The organism is Rhodococcus sp. OS5 (genome assembly GCF_056837585.1).
This window is the reverse complement of record NZ_CM166368.1, coordinates 1,976,791-1,998,678: the sequence shown is the minus strand read 5'-3', so window position 1 is coordinate 1,998,678 and position 21,888 is coordinate 1,976,791. Positions and strand designations below refer to the sequence as shown.

Below are 21,888 nucleotides of genomic sequence, written 5' to 3'. Positions count from 1 at the left end.
GGAGAAATCCAGCGCCGTCAGCCTTTTTTGTATCTTCATGTACGTCCGTGGGTCTGGCTCGACGGCACGACGCCTAGCCAGGCCCGCGGATCGACGGCCATCGAGATAGTGTCAGGAATTCAGCGAGGCGGCAATCATCGGGCCGATCTCCTCCAGCCCCTCTGGCGTCATCATCGAAACATGGTTCACGCTTGCCTGACGAACATCGATTTCACCGTCGATCAGTGAACGCCAAGGTTCGACCCCATCGGCCTCAGTTTCATTGGATCCCACGAACAGCACTGGCCCCGTGCACGTGTCCGGTTCGTACTCACGTGTCAGCGCCGCGGTTCGCGCGATGCTGGAGAACAACCGCCTGATATCGCTGGCGTTAAGCCCGATAGCTCCGCCATTCACTGCAGTGAGGACATCACTGGCACAGTCGATCGATAGGTTCTCGAGGTCTTCGTCATCCGGAATGACGACGCCCAAGCCAGCAACTTCGTGTCTGACCATCGCCGCAAATGCTTCATCATCCAAGCTCAAGGGCGAGCCGTCCAAGATCACCAAGGCACTCACCTTCTCGCCGAGGGCTTCAAGCCTTGCCGCGATTCCATGCGCGACAACTCCACCGAACGACCAACCCAGAAGTCTGTACGGCCCCTGTTGTTGCACTGATCGGATCTCGGACACGTATCGATCTATGTAGTCGGTCAGTGCGGTCGCGAAAAAGTCCTCCTCGGTCAACGCTGGTGTCTGCAACCCGTAGAGCGGCACTGATCTGTCGACGAACGCGGCGAGAGGTGCGTACGGCCAGGCCAGCCCGACCATTGGGTGCACGCAGAACAGTGGAAGCTCAGATCCGCGTGCACGCAAGGGCAACGTGACAGCGAGTGCCGCATCAAGATCCAGTTCAAATCCAACGTGCATACCGGTTACCAACTTGTCGGACATCTCCGACACAGTCGAGCTGGTGAATAGCATGCGCAGCGGAACCTCAGCCGAAATCGCTTGGCCCAACTTCGCTGCCAACTGCGTGGCGATCAGGGAGTTTCCGCCCAATTCGAAGAAATCGTCATCGAGACCGACCCGATCGATACCGAGCAATTCTTCGAACACAGAAGCAACAAGTCGCTCGACCTCCGTCACCGGAGCCCGGAACACCGCAACCTCGAACACCGGCTCCGGCAACAACTTCCGATCCAACTTCCCCGAAGCATTGAGCGGAAACGCATCCAACACCATGATCTGCGACGGCACCATATACGACGGCAACACCACACCCAACGAATCCACCAGTGCCGCAGTATCAACCACCGCACCCGACGCCGGCACCACATACCCCACCAACTGATCACCGGTCACCGTCGACACCACAGCCACCGACGACACAGACACCGACACATCGGCCACCAACGCCGACTCGATCTCCCCCAACTCGATCCGCTGACCACGGAACTTCACCTGAAAATCGGTACGACCGATGTACTCGAGCTCACCCGACACACCCCACCGCACCAAGTCCCCCGTGCGATACATCCGCGAACCCACCCCACCGAACGGATTCGCCACGAACCGATCCGCCGACAAATCCGGACGAGAAACATACCCACGAGCCAACTGATCACCCGCAAGATACAACTCACCCGCAACACCCACCGGCACCGGACGCAACCGCGAATCCAACACGAAAACCTGCGAATTCCACTGCGGCACACCAATAGAAACCACACCACCATCGACGGCGCCCGTCACATCCGCGAACGTGATCGACACCGCAGCCTCGGTCGGGCCATACAAGTTGTGAACCCGCGCACCCGACACCACACCGAAATCACGCACCGCCTGCGCCGGCAACGCCTCACCGATGACGAACACATCACGCAACGAACCCAACAACTCCGCAGACACCGCACCCGCGAACACCGACAACATCGTCGGCACGAAGTCCGTCACCGTCACACCCTGATCAGCGATCACCGACGCCAAATACCCCGGATCCCGATGACCGTCATGCGTGGCCACCACCAACCGAGCACCCACCGCCAACGGCAAGAAGAACCCCCACAACGACACATCGAACGTCGTCGCAGTCTTCTGCAAATACACATCCGACCCAGTCAGAACATACTGACCCTGCATCCACGCCATCTGATTGACGATCGCCTCATGCGAAACCGCCACACCCTTCGGCTTCCCCGTCGACCCCGACGTGAAAATCACATACGCAGCATTCGAAACCCGAAGCGGCGCAACACGATCCACATCCAACACCGGCGCATCCGAGAACCCGGACACATCCAACTCGTCAATCAACACCACATCGAACTCACCCGGCAACACCACACCGTCACCAGCAGTGGACAACACACACACCGGCGCCGCAGTACCGAGAATATGACCATTGCGCTCGACCGGATGATCCGGATCCAACGGCACATACGCCCCACCCGCAGCAACCACCGCATACATACCCACAACAAGATCAACCGACCGACGCATCGCCAACGCCACCAACGACTCCGGCCCCACACCCACCGAAACCAAATACCGCGCAAGGCGATTCACCCGAGACCCGAACTCCGCATACGACAGAGACTGCCCCTCGAACACCACCGCCACCGCATCCGGAGACGCCGCCACCTGCGCAACAAACCCATCGAGCAACAAAGCACCAACAGTCAACTCGTGAACAGTGTCATTCCACCCCGCGAGCACCAACGAACGCTCAACAGAATCCAAAATGTCTATGTCACCCAAAACGGCCGACTGATCAGCAACGACGGCACCAAGGATCCGTCCGAACCGCTCCGCAAACGAGACAACCGTCGACTCGTCGAACAAATCCGTCGCGTACGTCAACGACGCCGCCATCCCCGCCGGAGCACCCGCCTCGTCGAACTGCTCCACCACCGTCAGCTGCAGATCGAACTTCGCCGCCACCGCAGTGGCATCGACACCCGCAACCCGCAGATCACCCAACTGCAACGCCGACTGCTCCATGTTCTGGAACGCCAACATCACCTGGAACAACGGACTCCGAGCCTGCGACCGCGCCGGATTGAGCACCTCCACCAACCGCTCGAACGGAACATCCGCATGCGCAAACGCCTGAAGATCAGCCTCCCGCACACCTGCGAGCAGATCGACGAAACTCTCCGAAGAATCCACCTCCGTCCGCAACACCAACGTATTGACGAACATCCCGATCAAATCATCGAGAACCTGCTCACCACGACCCGCCACCGGAGTACCGATCGCAATATCGGACGTCCCCGACAACCGCGACAACAACACCGCCAACGCCGCATGCACCACCATGAACAACGACGAATTCGACTCACGAGCAACATCATTCAAACCAGCATGCACATCCGCACCCACCACGAACGAATGATTCGCCCCACGATTGGACGCCACCACAGGCCGCGGACGATCCGCCGGCAAATCCAACTGATCCGGCAACCCCGCCAACGCCGACTCCCAGAACCCGACCTGACGCGAAATCAACGACGACGGATCATCTTCCGAACCGAGAGTCTCCCGCTGCCACAACGCGTAATCCGCATACTGCACCTCGAGCGGCGCCCACCCCGGCACCTCACCCCGAGAACGAGCCTCGTACGCCACCATCACATCACGCGTCAACGGCCCCATCGACACACCATCACCACTGATGTGATGAACCACCAACGCCAACACGAACTCCGACTCCGACACCGCGAACAACCGCGCCCGAACCGGAACCTCCACCGCCACATCGAAACCAGCCGACAAGAACTCCGTCACCGCACCAACGACATCGGACTCCGACACCACAACCGGCGACACATCCAACCGCACCCGATCCGCCGACAACACCTCCTGGAACCCGACACCGTCGACCTCCGGATACACCGTCCGCAAAATCTCATGCCGCACAACAACATCCGACACCGCAGCCTGCAGAGCCGCCACATCCAACAACCCCGACAACCGAATCGCCACCGGAATATTGTTCGCCGACGACAACGTATCGAAACGGTTCAAGAACCACATCCGCTGCTGCGCCAACGACAACGGCACCCGCTCCGGACGCACCCGAGCCGTCAACGCCGCCCGCGCACCCGAACCGATCTCCGACTCCACCCGCGCAGCCAACAACTCCACCGACGACGCCTCGAACAACACCCGCACCGGAACCTGCGCATCGAGCGCCTGCCCCAACCGAGCCGCCACCCGAGTCGCAATCAACGAATTACCACCCAGCGCAAAGAAATCGTCATCCAACCCGACGCGCTCGACACCCAACACCTCGGCAAACACCGACGCAACGATCTCCTCCACCGCCGTCACCGGAGCCCTAAACACCGCAACCTCGAACACCGGCTCCGGCAACAACTTCCGATCCAACTTCCCCGAAGCATTGAGCGGCAACGCATCCAACACCACAAACTGCGACGGCACCATATACGACGCCAACCGCTCCCCCACACCCACCTTCACCACATCAACATCAACCGAAGACCCCACCGCAGCAGTGACATACGCAACCAACTGATCACGCCACACCACCACCACCACAGAACCCACACCCACCTGATCCCGAACCGCAGACTCGATCTCCCCCAACTCGATCCGCTGACCACGCAACTTCACCTGAAAATCACTACGACCGACATACTCGAGCTCACCCGACACACCGATCCACCGCACCACATCCCCCGTGCGATACATCCGCGAACCCACCCCACCGAACGGATTCGCCACAAACCGCTCCGCCGACAAATCCACCCGCCCGAAATACCCACGAGCGACCTGCACACCCGACAAATACAACTCACCCGCAACACCCACCGGCACCGGACGCAACCGCGAATCCAACACCAACACCGACGAATTCCACACCGGAGCACCCATCGGCACCACCACACCCACACCATCGAGCGGACCCGCCGCCGTCGCATGCACCGTGAACTCCGTCGGACCATACAAATTATGAACCTCAACCGACGGCAACACCGACAACACCCGACCCACCACCGACGCCGGCAACGCCTCACCCGCCGCGAAAATCACCCGCAACGAACCCAACCCACCACCACCGAGACGCGAAATCGTCGCCTCCGACGTGTCGACCAACTGATCGACGAACACCTCCAACATCGACGGCACAAACGAGACCATCGACACCGACTCCGCCGCCACCACCGACGCCAAATACCCCGGATCCCGATGACCGTCATGAGTAGCCACCACCAACCGAGCACCCACCGCCAACGGAACAAACAACTCCCACACCGACACATCGAACGTCACCGGAGTCTTAAGCAACACCACATCAGAACCCGACACCGCATAACGCTCCGCCAACCACGACACCTGATTGACCACACTGCGATGACTGACAGCCACACCCTTCGGCCGACCCGTCGACCCCGACGTGAAAATCACATACGCCGTATTCCCCGACCGCAACGGCGCAACCCGATCCACATCCGAGACAGGAGCATCCGAAAAACCAGACACATCAACAACATCAACCTCGACCACCGGCACCACACCAGCATCGAAACCAACATCAGAAGTACTGACCACACACACCGGCGACGCCGCCGCCAACACATACCCATTACGCTCCGCAGGCTGATCCGGATCCACCGGAACATACCCACCACCAGCCCTGAGCACACCGTAAACCGCAACCAACAAATCAACCGACCGACGAACCGCAACACCCACCAACGACTCCGGCCCCACACCCACCGAAACCAAATACCTGGCAAAACGATTCACCCGAGCATCGAACTCCGCATACGACAGAGACTGCCCCTCGAACGAGAGCGCTACCGCATCCGGAGACGCCGCCACCTGCGCAACAAACCCATCCAACACCGACACACCCGCAACCTCACGAGCCGTGTCATTCCACCCCTCGAGCACCAACGAACGCTCAACAGAATCCAAAATGTCTATGTCACCCAAAACGGCCGACTGATCAGCAACGACGGCACCAAGGATCCGTCCGAACCTGTCGGCAAAGCCTGCCACCGTCGACTCGTCGAACAAATCCGTCGCGTACGTCAACGACGCCGCCATCCCCGCCGGAGCACCCGCCTCGTCGAACTGCTCCACCACCGTCAGCTGCAGATCGAACTTCGCCGCCACCGCAGTGGCATCGACACCCGCAACCCGCAGATCACCCAACTGCAACGCCGACTGCTCCATGTTCTGGAACGCCAACATCACCTGGAACAACGGACTCCGAGCCTGCGACCGCGCCGGATTGAGCACCTCCACCAACCGCTCGAACGGAACATCCGCATGCGCAAACGCCTGAAGATCAGCCTCCCGCACACCTGCGAGCAGATCGACGAAACTCTCCGAAGAATCCACCTCCGTCCGCAACACCAACGTATTGACGAACATCCCGATCAAATCATCGAGAACCTGCTCACCACGACCCGCCACCGGAGTACCGATCGCAATATCGGACGTCCCCGACAACCGCGACAACAACACCGCCAACGCCGCATGCACCACCATGAACAACGACGAATTCGACTCACGAGCAACATCATTCAAACCAGCATGCACATCCGCACCCACCACGAACGAATGATTCGCCCCACGATTGGACGCCACCACAGGCCGCGGACGATCCGCCGGCAAATCCAACTGATCCGGCAACCCCGCCAACGCCGACTCCCAGAACCCGACCTGACGCGAAATCAACGACGACGGATCATCTTCCGAACCGAGAGTCTCCCGCTGCCACAACGCGTAATCCGCATACTGCACCTCGAGCGGCGCCCACCCCGGCACCTCACCCCGAGAACGAGCCTCGTACGCCACCATCACATCACGCGTCAACGGCCCCATCGACACACCATCACCACTGATGTGATGAACCACCAACGCCAACACGAACTCCGACTCCGACACCGCGAACAACCGCGCCCGAACCGGAACCTCCACCGCCACATCGAAACCAGCCGACAAGAACTCCGTCACCGCACCAACGACATCGGACTCCGACACCACAACCGGCGACACATCCAACCGCACCCGATCCGCCGACAACACCTCCTGGAACCCGACACCGTCGACCTCCGGATACACCGTCCGCAAAATCTCATGCCGCACAACAACATCCGACACCGCAGCCTGCAGAGCCGCCACATCCAACAACCCCGACAACCGAATCGCCACCGGAATATTGTTCGCCGACGACAACGTATCGAAACGGTTCAAGAACCACATCCGCTGCTGCGCCAACGACAACGGCACCCGCTCCGGACGCACCCGAGCCGTCAACGCCGCCCGCGCACCCGAACCGATCTCCGACTCCACCCGCGCAGCCAACAACTCCACCGACGACGCCTCGAACAACACCCGCACCGGAACCTGCGCATCGAGCGCCTGCCCCAACCGAGCCGCCACCCGAGTCGCAATCAACGAATTACCACCCAGCGCAAAGAAATCGTCATCCAACCCGACGCGCTCGACACCCAACACCTCGGCAAACACCGACGCAACGATCTCCTCCACCGCCGTCACCGGAGCCCTAAACACCGCAACCTCGAACACCGGCTCCGGCAACAACTTCCGATCCAACTTCCCCGAAGCATTGAGCGGCAACGCATCCAACACCACAAACTGCGACGGCACCATATACGACGCCAACCGCTCCCCCACACCCACCTTCACCACATCAACATCAACCGAAGACCCCACCGCAGCAGTGACATACGCAACCAACTGATCACGCCACACCACCACCACCACAGAACCCACACCCACCTGATCCCGAACCGCAGACTCGATCTCCCCCAACTCGATCCGCTGACCACGCAACTTCACCTGAAAATCACTACGACCGACATACTCGAGCTCACCCGACACACCGATCCACCGCACCACATCCCCCGTGCGATACATCCGCGAACCCACCCCACCGAACGGATTCGCCACAAACCGCTCCGCCGACAAATCCACCCGCCCGAAATACCCACGAGCGACCTGCACACCCGACAAATACAACTCACCCGCAACACCCACCGGCACCGGACGCAACCGCGAATCCAACACCAACACCGACGAATTCCACACCGGAGCACCCATCGGCACCACCACACCCACACCATCGAGCGGACCCGCCGCCGTCGCATGCACCGTGAACTCCGTCGGACCATACAAATTATGAACCTCAACCGACGGCAACACCGACAACACCCGACCCACCACCGACGCCGGCAACGCCTCACCCGCCGCGAAAATCACCCGCAACGAACCCAACCCACCACCACCGAGACGCGAAATCGTCGCCTCCGACGTGTCGACCAACTGATCGACGAACACCTCCAACATCGACGGCACAAACGAGACCATCGACACCGACTCCGCCGCCACCACCGACGCCAAATACCCCGGATCCCGATGACCGTCATGAGTAGCCACCACCAACCGAGCACCCACCGCCAACGGAACAAACAACTCCCACACCGACACATCGAACGTCACCGGAGTCTTAAGCAACACCACATCAGAACCCGACACCGCATAACGCTCCGCCAACCACGACACCTGATTGACCACACTGCGATGACTGACAGCCACACCCTTCGGCCGACCCGTCGACCCCGACGTGAAAATCACATACGCCGTATTCCCCGACCGCAACGGCGCAACCCGATCCACATCCGAGACAGGAGCATCCGAAAAACCAGACACATCAACAACATCAACCTCGACCACCGGCACCACACCAGCATCGAAACCAACATCAGAAGTACTGACCACACACACCGGCGACGCCGCCGCCAACACATACCCATTACGCTCCGCAGGCTGATCCGGATCCACCGGAACATACCCACCACCAGCCCTGAGCACACCGTAAACCGCAACCAACAAATCAACCGACCGACGAACCGCAACACCCACCAACGACTCCGGCCCCACACCCACCGAAACCAAATACCTGGCAAAACGATTCACCCGAGCATCGAACTCCGCATACGACAGAGACTGCCCCTCGAACGAGAGCGCTACCGCATCCGGAGACGCCGCCACCTGCGCAACAAACCCATCCAACACCGACACACCCGCAACCTCACGAGCCGTGTCATTCCACCCCTCGAGCACCAACGAACGCTCAACAGAATCCAAAATGTCTATGTCACCCAAAACGGCCGACTGATCAGCAACGACGGCACCAAGGATCCGTCCGAACCTGTCGGCAAAGCCTGCCACCGTCGACTCGTCGAACAGATCCGTCGCGTACGTCAACGACGCCGCCATCCCCGCCGGAGCACCCGCCTCGTCGAACTGCTCCACCACCGTCAGCTGCAGATCGAACTTCGCCGCCACCGCAGTGGCATCGACACCCGCAACCCGCAGATCACCCAACTGCAACGCCGACTGCTCCATGTTCTGGAACGCCAACATCACCTGGAACAACGGACTCCGAGCCTGCGACCGCGCCGGATTGAGCACCTCCACCAACCGCTCGAACGGAACATCCGCATGCGCAAACGCCTGAAGATCAGCCTCCCGCACACCTGCGAGCAGATCGACGAAACTCTCCGAAGAATCCACCTCCGTCCGCAACACCAACGTATTGACGAACATCCCGATCAAATCATCGAGAACCTGCTCACCACGACCCGCCACCGGAGTACCGATCGCAATATCGGACGTCCCCGACAACCGCGACAACAACACCGCCAACGCCGCATGCACCACCATGAACAACGACGAATTCGACTCACGAGCTACATCATTCAAACCAGCATGCACATCCGCACCCACCACGAACGAATGATTCGCCCCACGATTGGACGCCACCACAGGCCGCGGACGATCCGCCGGCAAATCCAACTGATCCGGCAACCCCGCCAACGCCGACTCCCAGAACCCGACCTGACGCGAAATCAACGACCCCGCATCATCTTCCGACCCCAACACCTCACGCTGCCACAACGCGTAATCCGCATACTGCACCTCGAGCGGCGCCCACCCCGGCACCTCACCCCGAGAACGAGCCTCGTACGCCACCATCACATCACGCGTCAACGGCCCCATCGACACACCATCACCACTGATGTGATGAACCACCAACGCCAACACGAACTCCGACTCCGACACCGCGAACAACCGCGCCCGAACCGGAACCTCCACCGCCACATCGAAACCAGCCGACAAGAACTCCGTCACCGCACCAACGACATCGGACTCCGACACCACAACCGGCGACACATCCAACCGCACCCGATCCGCAGACAACACCTCCTGGAACCCGACACCGTCGACCTCCGGATACACCGTCCGCAAAATCTCATGCCGCACAACAACATCCGACACAGCAGCCTGCAGAGCCGCCACATCCAACAACCCCGACAACCGAATCGCCACCGGAATATTGTTCGCCGACGACAACGTATCGAAACGGTTCAAGAACCACATCCGCTGCTGCGCCAACGACAACGGCACCCGCTCCGGACGCACCCGAGCCGTCAACGCCGCCCGCGCACCCGAACCGATCTCCGACTCCACCCGCGCAGCCAACAACTCCACCGACGACGCCTCGAACAACACCCGCACCGGAACCTGCGCATCGAGCGCCTGCCCCAACCGAGCCGCCACCCGAGTAGCAATCAACGAATTACCACCCAGCGCAAAGAAATCGTCATCCAACCCGACGCGCTCGACACCCAACACCTCGGCAAACACCGACGCAACGATCTCCTCCACCGCCGTCACCGGAGCCCTAAACACCGCAACCTCGAACACCGGCTCCGGCAACAACTTCCGATCCAACTTCCCCGAAGCATTGAGCGGAAACGCATCCAACACCACAAACTGCGACGGCACCATATACGACGGCAACACCACACCCAACGAATCCACCAGTGCCGCAGTATCAACCACCGCACCCGACGCCGGCACCACATACCCCACCAACTGATCACCGGTCACCGTCGACACCACAGCCACCGACGACACAGACACCGACACATCGGCCACCAACGCCGACTCGATCTCCCCCAACTCGATCCGCTGACCACGGAACTTCACCTGAAAATCGGTACGACCGATGTACTCGAGCTCACCCGACACACCCCACCGCACCAAGTCCCCCGTGCGATACATCCGCGAACCCACCCCACCGAACGGATTCGCCACGAACCGATCCGCCGACAAATCCGGACGAGAAACATACCCACGAGCCAACTGATCACCCGCAAGATACAACTCACCCGCAACACCCACCGGCACCGGACGCAACCGCGAATCCAACACGAAAACCTGCGAATTCCACTGCGGCACACCAATAGAAACCACACCACCATCGACGGCGCCCGTCACATCCGCGAACGTGATCGACACCGCAGCCTCGGTCGGGCCATACAAGTTGTGAACCCGCGCACCCGACACCACACCGAAATCACGCACCGCCTGCGCCGGCAACGCCTCACCGATGACGAACACATCACGCAACGAACCCAACAACTCCGCAGACACCGCACCCGCGAACACCGACAACATCGTCGGCACGAAGTCCGTCACCGTCACACCCTGATCAGCGATCACCGACGCCAAATACCCCGGATCCCGATGACCGTCATGCGTGGCCACCACCAACCGAGCACCCACCGCCAACGGCAAGAAGAACCCCCACAACGACACATCGAACGTCGTCGCAGTCTTCTGCAAATACACATCCGACCCAGTCAGAACATACTGACCCTGCATCCACGCCATCTGATTGACGATCGCCTCATGCGAAACCGCCACACCCTTCGGCTTCCCCGTCGACCCCGACGTGAAAATCACATACGCAGCATTCGAACCCCGAAGCGGCGCAACACGATCCACATCCAACACCGGCGCATCCGAGAACCCGGACACATCCAACTCGTCAATCAACACCACATCGAACTCACCCGGCAACACCACACCGTCACCAGCAGTGGACAACACACACACCGGCGCCGCAGTCCCGAGAATATGACCATTGCGCTCGACCGGATGATCCGGATCCAACGGCACATACGCCCCACCCGCAGCAACCACCGCATACATACCCACAACAAGATCAACCGACCGACGCATCGCCAACGCCACCAACGACTCCGGCCCCACACCCACCGAAACCAAATACCGCGCAAGACGATTCACCCGAGACCCGAACTCCGCATACGACAGAGACTGCCCCTCGAACACCACCGCCACCGCATCCGGAGACGCCGCCACCTGCGCAACAAACCCATCGAGCAACAAAGCACCAACAGTCAACTCGTGAACAGTGTCATTGACCGCCACCAACACCTGCGAACGCTCGTCCTCACCGAGCAACTCCACATCCCCGACAACCGAATCAGGCTCCGCCACCATCGCTTCCAGAACCCGAACCAACCGCTCCGCAAACGAGACAACCGTCGACTCGTCGAACAAATCCGTCGCATACGTCAACGACATCGGCATCCCCACACCGACGCCGTCCTCCTCCAACGGTGACACCGTCAACTGCAGATCGAACTTCGCGATCTCCACACCCGCGTCGAAACCGGCAATCGACAGTCCCGGCAGTTCCAAGACACTCTGCGCCATGTTCTGGAAGAACAACGCAACCTGGAACAACGGATGATGAGCCTGCGACCGCGCCGGATCAAGCACCTCCACCAACCGCTCGAACGGAACATCCTCGTTGCCGAACGCCCCCAGATCGACCTCACGAACCCGACCCAACAACTCCGAGAACGACTCCGAAGAATCCACCTCCGTCCGCAACACCAACGTATTGACGAACATCCCGATCAAATCATCAAGCTCCGGCTCGCCCCGCCCAGCGATCGGCGAGCCCACCACAACGTCATCACTACCACTCAACCGCGCCAACACCACCGCCAACGCCGCATGCACCACCATGAACAACGACACACCACGATCAAGCGCCAACTGCTCGAGCGCCCGATGCAACCGCACATCAACCGAGAACTGGTAACTAGCACCACGATTGGACGCAACCAACGGCCGCGAACGATCCGCCGGCAACTCGATCCGCTCCGGCAACCCCTCCAACACCGACGTCCAATACCCCAACTGCTCAGACATCAACGACGACGGATCACCCTCGGACCCCAACACCTCACGCTGCCACAACGCGTAATCCGCATACTGCACCTCGAGCGGCGCCCACCCCGGAACCTGTCCACCCGCACGCGCCACATACGCCATCGACACATCACGCACCAACGGCCCCATCGACACACCATCAGCAGCAATATGGTGAACCACCAACGCCAACACAAACTCCGACGAACCCGTCTGGAACAAACGAACCCGCAACGGCACCTCAGAAGTGACATCAAACCCCTCAGTCACCACCGGCGCCAACACACCCAACAAATCAGCCTCATCGGTCGGCACCGCAGAAATATCCACAGCGAACCCACCCACCGGAAGAACCTGCTGGAACCCGACCCCCTCGAACTCCGGATACACCGTCCGCAAAATCTCATGCCGCGCAACAACATCCGACACAGCAGCACCCAACGCCGCAACATCCACCACACCAGACAAACGCAACACAATCGGAATATTGTTCACACCCGACACAGCATCAAACCGCGACAAAAACCACATCCGCTGCTGCGCCAACGACAACGGCACCCGCTCCGGACGCACCCGAGCCGTCAACGCCGCCCGCGCACCCGAACCGATCTCCGACTCCACCCGCGCAGCCAACAACTCCACCGACGACGCCTCGAACAACACCCGCACCGGAACCTGCGCATCGAGCGCCTGCCCCAACCGAGCCGCCACCCGAGTCGCAATCAACGAATTACCACCCAGCGCAAAGAAATCGTCATCCAACCCGACGCGCTCGACACCCAACACCTCGGCAAACACCGACGCAACGATCTCCTCCACCGCCGTCACCGGAGCCCGGAACACCGCAACCTCGAACACCGGCTCCGGCAACAACTTCCGATCCAACTTCCCCGAAGCATTGAGCGGAAACGCATCCAACACCATGATCTGCGACGGCACCATATACGACGGCAACACCACACCCAACGAATCCACCAGTGCCGCAGTATCAACCACCGCACCCGACGCCGGCACCACATACCCCACCAACTGATCACCGGTCACCGTCGACACCACAGCCACCGACGACACAGACACCGACACATCGGCCACCAACGCCGACTCGATCTCCCCCAACTCGATCCGCTGACCACGGAACTTCACCTGAAAATCGGTACGACCGATGTACTCGAGCTCACCCGACACACCCCACCGCACCAAGTCCCCCGTGCGATACATCCGCGAACCCACCCCACCGAACGGATTCGCCACGAACCGATCCGCCGACAAATCCGGACGAGAAACATACCCACGAGCCAACTGATCACCCGCAAGATACAACTCACCCGCAACACCCACCGGCACCGGACGCAACCGCGAATCCAACACGAAAACCTGCGAATTCCACTGCGGCACACCAATAGAAACCACACCACCATCGACGGCGCCCGTCACATCCGCGAACGTGATCGACACCGCAGCCTCGGTCGGGCCATACAAGTTGTGAACCCGCGCACCCGACACCACACCGAAATCACGCACCGCCTGCGCCGGCAACGCCTCACCGATGACGAACACATCACGCAACGAACCCAACAACTCCGCAGACACCGCACCCGCGAACACCGACAACATCGTCGGCACGAAGTCCGTCACCGTCACACCCTGATCAGCGATCACCGACGCCAAATACCCCGGATCCCGATGACCGTCATGCGTGGCCACCACCAACCGAGCACCCACCGCCAACGGCAAGAAGAACCCCCACAACGACACATCGAACGTCGTCGCAGTCTTCTGCAAATACACATCCGACCCAGTCAGAACATACTGACCCTGCATCCACGCCATCTGATTGACGATCGCCTCATGCGAAACCGCCACACCCTTCGGCTTCCCCGTCGACCCCGACGTGAAAATCACATACGCAGCATTCGAACCCCGAAGCGGCGCAACACGATCCACATCCAACACCGGCGCATCCGAGAACCCGGACACATCCAACTCGTCAATCAACACCACATCGAACTCACCCGGCAACACCACACCGTCACCAGCAGTGGACAACACACACACCGGCGCCGCAGTCCCGAGAATATGACCATTGCGCTCGACCGGATGATCCGGATCCAACGGCACATACGCCCCACCCGCAGCAACCACCGCATACATACCCACAACAAGATCAACCGACCGACGCATCGCCAACGCCACCAACGACTCCGGCCCCACACCCACCGAAACCAAATACCGCGCAAGGCGATTCACCCGAGACCCGAACTCCGCATACGACAGAGACTGCCCCTCGAACACCACCGCCACCGCATCCGGAGACGCCGCCACCTGCGCAACAAACCCGTCGAGCAACAAAGCACCAACAGTCAACTCGTGAACAGTGTCATTGACCGCCACCAACACCTGCGAACGCTCGTCCTCACCGAGCAACTCCACATCCCCGACAACCGAATCAGGCTCCGCCACCATCGCTTCCAGAACCCGAACCAACCGCTCCGCAAACGAGACAACCGTCGACTCGTCGAACAGATCCGTCGCGTACGTCAACGACGCCGCCATCCCCGCCGGAGCACCCGCCTCGTCGAACTGCTCCACCACCGTCAGCTGCAGATCGAACTTCGCCGCCACCGCAGTGGCATCGACACCCGCAACCCGCAGATCACCCAACTGCAACGCCGACTGCTCCATGTTCTGGAACGCCAACATCACCTGGAACAACGGACTCCGAGCCTGCGACCGCGCCGGATTGAGCACCTCCACCAACCGCTCGAACGGAACATCCGCATGCGCAAACGCCTGAAGATCAGCCTCCCGCACACCTGCGAGCAGATCGACGAAACTCTCCGAAGAATCCACCTCCGTCCGCAACACCAACGTATTGACGAACATCCCGATCAAATCATCGAGAACCTGCTCACCACGACCCGCCACCGGAGTACCGATCGCAATATCGGACGTCCCCGACAACCGCGACAACAACACCGCCAACGCCGCATGCACCACCATGAACAACGACGAATTCGACTCACGAGCAACATCATTCAAACCAGCATGCACATCCGCACCCACCACGAACGAATGATTCGCCCCACGATTGGACGCCACCACAGGCCGCGGACGATCCGCCGGCAAATCCAACTGATCCGGCAACCCCGCCAACGCCGACTCCCAGAACCCGACCTGACGCGAAATCAACGACCCCGCATCATCTTCCGACCCCAACACCTCACGCTGCCACAACGCGTAATCCGCATACTGCACCTCGAGCGGCGCCCACCCCGGCACCTCACCCCGAGAACGAGCCTCGTACGCCACCATCACATCACGCGTCAACGGCCCCATCGACACACCATCACCACTGATGTGATGAACCACCAACGCCAACACGAACTCCGACTCCGACACCGCGAACAACCGCGCCCGAACCGGAACCTCCACCGCCACATCGAAACCAGCCGACAAGAACTCCGTCACCGCACCAACGACATCGGACTCCGACACCACAACCGGCGACACATCCAACCGCACCCGATCCGCAGACAACACCTCCTGGAACCCGACACCGTCGACCTCCGGATACACCGTCCGCAAAATCTCATGCCGCACAACAACATCCGACACAGCAGCCTGCAGAGCCGCCACATCCAACAACCCCGACAACCGAATCGCCACCGGAATATTGTTCGCCGACGACAACGTATCGAAACGGTTCAAGAACCACATCCGCTGCTGCGCCAACGACAACGGCACCCGCTCCGGACGCACCCGAGCCGTCAACGCCGCCCGCGCACCCGAACCGATCTCCGACTCCACCCGCGCAGCCAACAACTCCACCGACGACGCCTCGAACAACACCCGCACCGGAACCTGCGCATCGAGCGCCTGCCCCAACCGAGCCGCCACCCGAGTAGCAATCAACGAATTACCACCCAGCGCAAAGAAATCGTCATCCAACCCGACGCGCTCGACACCCAACACCTCGGCAAACACCGACGCAACGATCTCCTCCACCGCCGTCACCGGAGCCCTAAACACCGCAACCTCGAACACCGGCTCCGGCAACAACTTCCGATCCAACTTCCCCGAAGCATTGAGCGGAAACGCATCCAACACCATGATCTGCGACGGCACCATATACGACGGCAACACCACACCCAACGAATCCACCAGTGCCGCAGTATCAACCACCGCACCCGACGCCGGCACCACATACCCCACCAACTGATCACCGGTCACCGTCGACACCACAGCCACCGACGACACAGACACCGACACATCGGCCACCAACGCCGACTCGATCTCCCCCAACTCGATCCGCTGACCACGGAACTTCACCTGAAAATCGGTACGACCGATGTACTCGAGCTCACCCGACACACCCCACCGCACCAAGTCCCCCGTGCGATACATCCGCGAACCCACCCCACCGAACGGATTCGCCACGAACCGATCCGCCGACAAATCCGGACGAGAAACATACCCACGAGCCAACTGATCACCCGCAAGATACAACTCACCCGCAACACCCACCGGCACCGGACGCAACCGCGAATCCAACACGAAAACCTGCGAATTCCACTGCGGCACACCAATAGAAACCACACCACCATCGACGGCGCCCGTCACATCCGCGAACGTGATCGACACCGCAGCCTCGGTCGGGCCATACAAGTTGTGAACCCGCGCACCCGACACCACACCGAAATCACGCACCGCCTGCGCCGGCAACGCCTCACCGATGACGAACACATCACGCAACGAACCCAACAACTCCGCAGACACCGCACCCGCGAACACCGACAACATCGTCGGCACGAAGTCCGTCACCGTCACACCCTGATCAGCGATCACCGACGCCAAATACCCCGGATCCCGATGACCGTCATGCGTGGCCACCACCAACCGAGCACCCACCGCCAACGGCAAGAAGAACCCCCACAACGACACATCGAACGTCGTCGCAGTCTTCTGCAAATACACATCCGACCCAGTCAGAACATACTGACCCTGCATCCACGCCATCTGATTGACGATCGCCTCATGCGAAACCGCCACACCCTTCGGCTTCCCCGTCGACCCCGACGTGAAAATCACATACGCAGCATTCGAACCCCGAAGCGGCGCAACACGATCCACATCCAACACCGGCGCATCCGAGAACCCGGACACATCCAACTCGTCAATCAACACCACATCGAACTCACCCGGCAACACCACACCGTCACCAGCAGTGGACAACACACACACCGGCGCCGCAGTCCCGAGAATATGACCATTGCGCTCGACCGGATGATCCGGATCCAACGGCACATACGCCCCACCCGCAGCAACCACCGCATACATACCCACAACAAGATCAACCGACCGACGCATCGCCAACGCCACCAACGACTCCGGCCCCACACCCACCGAAACCAAATACCGCGCAAGACGATTCACCCGAGACCCGAACTCCGCATACGACAGAGACTGCCCCTCGAACACCACCGCCACCGCATCCGGAGACGCCGCCACCTGCGCAACAAACCCATCGAGCAACAAAGCACCAACAGTCAACTCGTGAACAGTGTCATTGACCGCCACCAACACCTGCGAACGCTCGTCCTCACCGAGCAACTCCACATCCCCGACAACCGAATCAGGCTCCGCCACCATCGCTTCCAGAACCCGAACCAACCGCTCCGCAAACGAGACAACCGTCGACTCGTCGAACAAATCCGTCGCATACGTCAACGACATCGGCATCCCCACACCGACGCCGTCCTCCTCCAACGGTGACACCGTCAACTGCAGATCGAACTTCGCGATCTCCACACCCGCGTCGAAACCGGCAATCGACAGTCCCGGCAGTTCCAAGACACTCTGCGCCATGTTCTGGAAGAACAACGCAACCTGGAACAACGGATGATGAGCCTGCGACCGCGCCGGATCAAGCACCTCCACCAACCGCTCGAACGGAACATCCTCGTTGCCGAACGCCCCCAGATCGACCTCACGAACCCGACCCAACAACTCCGAGAACGACTCCGAAGAATCCACCTCCGTCCGCAACACCAACGTATTGACGAACATCCCGATCAAATCATCAAGCTCCGGCTCGCCCCGCCCAGCGATCGGCGAGCCCACCACAACGTCATCACTACCACTCAACCGCGCCAACACCACCGCCAACGCCGCATGCACCACCATGAACAACGACACACCACGATCAAGCGCCAACTGCTCGAGCGCCCGATGCAACCGCACATCAACCGAGAACTGGTAACTAGCACCACGATTGGACGCAACCAACGGCCGCGAACGATCCGCCGGCAACTCGATCCGCTCCGGCAACCCCTCCAACACCGACGTCCAATACCCCAACTGCTCAGACATCAACGACGACGGATCACCCTCGGACCCCAACACCTCACGCTGCCACAACGCGTAATCCGCATACTGCACCTCGAGCGGCGCCCACCCCGGAACCTGTCCACCCGCACGCGCCACATACGCCATCGACACATCACGCACCAACGGCCCCATCGACACACCATCAGCAGCAATATGGTGAACCACCAACGCCAACACAAACTCCGACGAACCCGTCTGGAACAAACGAACCCGCAACGGCACCTCAGAAGTGACATCAAACCCCTCAGTCACCACCGGCGCCAACACACCCAACAAATCAGCCTCATCGGTCGGCACCGCAGAAATATCCACAGCGAACCCACCCACCGGAAGAACCTGCTGGAACCCGACCCCCTCGAACTCCGGATACACCGTCCGCAAAATCTCATGCCGCGCAACAACATCCGACACAGCAGCACCCAACGCCGCAACATCCACCACACCAGACAAACGCAACACAATCGGAATATTGTTCACACCCGACACAGCATCAAACCGCGACAAAAACCACATCCGCTGCTGCGCCAACGACAACGGCACCCGCTCCGGACGCACCCGAGCCGTCAACGCCACACGAGCACGCCCAGTGGAAGCTGCGAGCGCAGAGGCAAGCGACGACACGGTCGAAGACTCGAACAACGTCTTGACTTGTACCCGCACGTCGAAGACAGCACTCAACCGTGCTGCCAACTTCGCTGCGACAAGCGAATTGCCTCCAAGCTCGAAGAAGTCGTCATCCGCTCCGACCTGCTCCAGCCCGAGCAGTTCACCAAACACCGTGGCGATCTGGATTTCATCCTCAGTGGAAGGAACACGGAATGGACGAGACTCGAAATGCGGCTCCGGCAACGCGAAAGCATCCAACTTGCCCACGGGTGTCAACGGAATTTCACTGATGAGAACGACAGAGGCAGGCACCATATGCCTAGGCAATTCTTGTCTGCAGACGTCGAGCAGTTCCGTGATGTCTACCTCAGCTGCCGCTCGTGGCAGCACGTATGCCACCAGAGCCTGCTCCCCATTGTCGAGCTTGCGAGCGAGGGTTGCAACGAAGTCGACCGCCCGATGGGATGCAAGAACTGCGTCGATCTCTCCGAGCTCGACTCGGAAGCCTCGGATCTTCACTTGGGAGTCGGATCGCCCGACGTATTCGAGGTCCCGTGCACCCCCATCTGCGATGACCCAGCGTACGAGGTCACCACTGCGGTACATTCGTTCGCCCTGCGCTCCAAACGGATTCGCGATGAAACGGTCGGCAGTCATACCCGTCAGATTGTGATATCCGCGCGCAACCTGAGGCCCGGCAAGATACAGCTCACCTGTCGACCCGACTGGGACTGGCTGTAGCCGTGAGTCCAGAACCAGGGCGGAAGCCCCGCGAACAGGTCCACCAATTGTCACGCGGTCACCTGGTGCCAGTTTCGGGCTGATGTTGGTGACAATAGTCGTCTCGGTTGGGCCGTATCCGTTGTAGAAGGCCCTGTCCCGTCCCCACCGTGCAACAAGCTCAGGTGGGCATACCTCGCCACCGACTACAGCGGTGACGATGGAATCCAACCCCGAGGGATCGACAGAGGCCAACATTGACGGGGTTCCCACCACATGCGTGACGCATTCGGTTTTCAATAGTTCCGCGAGCTCGTCACCACCGTAAACGGTCGTCGGAACGATAACCATCGTCGCGCCGGAACCAATGGTAAGCAACAGCTCGAAGAGCGAAGTATCGAAGCTGGGGGTGGCGAAATGCAGAACCCTCGATTGGGCTGTGGCACCAAGTCGCTCAGCCTGTTCACTCAGCAAATTGCCCAGGCCTGCGTGCGTGACAACAACACCTTTCGGACGTCCAGTCGACCCTGAGGTGTAGATAACGTATGCAGGGTGTTCGGTTCGCAGAGTGCGAACACGGTCCGAATACGCCACCGGTTCGCCGGACATCGCTTCCGATGCCTGCGTCGTCTCGAGAGAATCGATCGCGATCCACCTCACAGACGATGGCAAATCAATACCTAATTCGCCGACGGTCAAGCCGATCGAGACACCCGAATCCTCGATCATGTACGCAACACGGTCAGACGGATAGTTCGGATCCACGGGCACAAAAGCTGCACCGGTCTTCGCGACTGCCCACACTGCCAGCACTGATTCGATTGACCGCGGGATGGACACGGCAACCCTGTCCTCCGGACCTACACCGCCGGCGATCAACATACGAGCCAGGCGAGACGACCGCGCATCCAATTCGGCGTAGGAAAGTGAGTGCCCCTCGAATCGCAACGCTTCCCTCGAAGGATCCAACTCGACGGCCGCCGCCAGCAACTGGGGCAGCAACAGTGTCCTCGCTCGGCGAGTGCGAGTGGGCCGCTCCCGTCGACTCTTGCGGGTAGCAGAGGTATCCGGCGTCACACCATCGGCGCTCATGCGGCC

Annotated in this window: 1 protein-coding gene; it reads right to left on the bottom strand. The window is 60.4% G+C overall.

Annotation, left to right across the window (positions count from 1 at the left end; all coding sequences use genetic code 11):
• Window positions 1–111: 111 nt before the first annotated feature.
• Window positions 112–21,882 (bottom strand): non-ribosomal peptide synthetase, encoded by a 21,771-nt coding sequence (locus ACVZUB_RS09170; RefSeq protein ID WP_482628306.1) that lies wholly within the window; start codon window positions 21,880–21,882, stop codon window positions 112–114.
• Window positions 21,883–21,888 lie beyond the last annotated feature (6 nt).

Bases quoted from the DNA above. Each gene is read 5' to 3' on its own strand.
- ACVZUB_RS09170 (WP_482628306.1), bottom strand. From the start codon at position 21,882: ATGAGCGCCGATGGTGTGACGCCGGATACCTCTGCTACCCGCAAGAGT.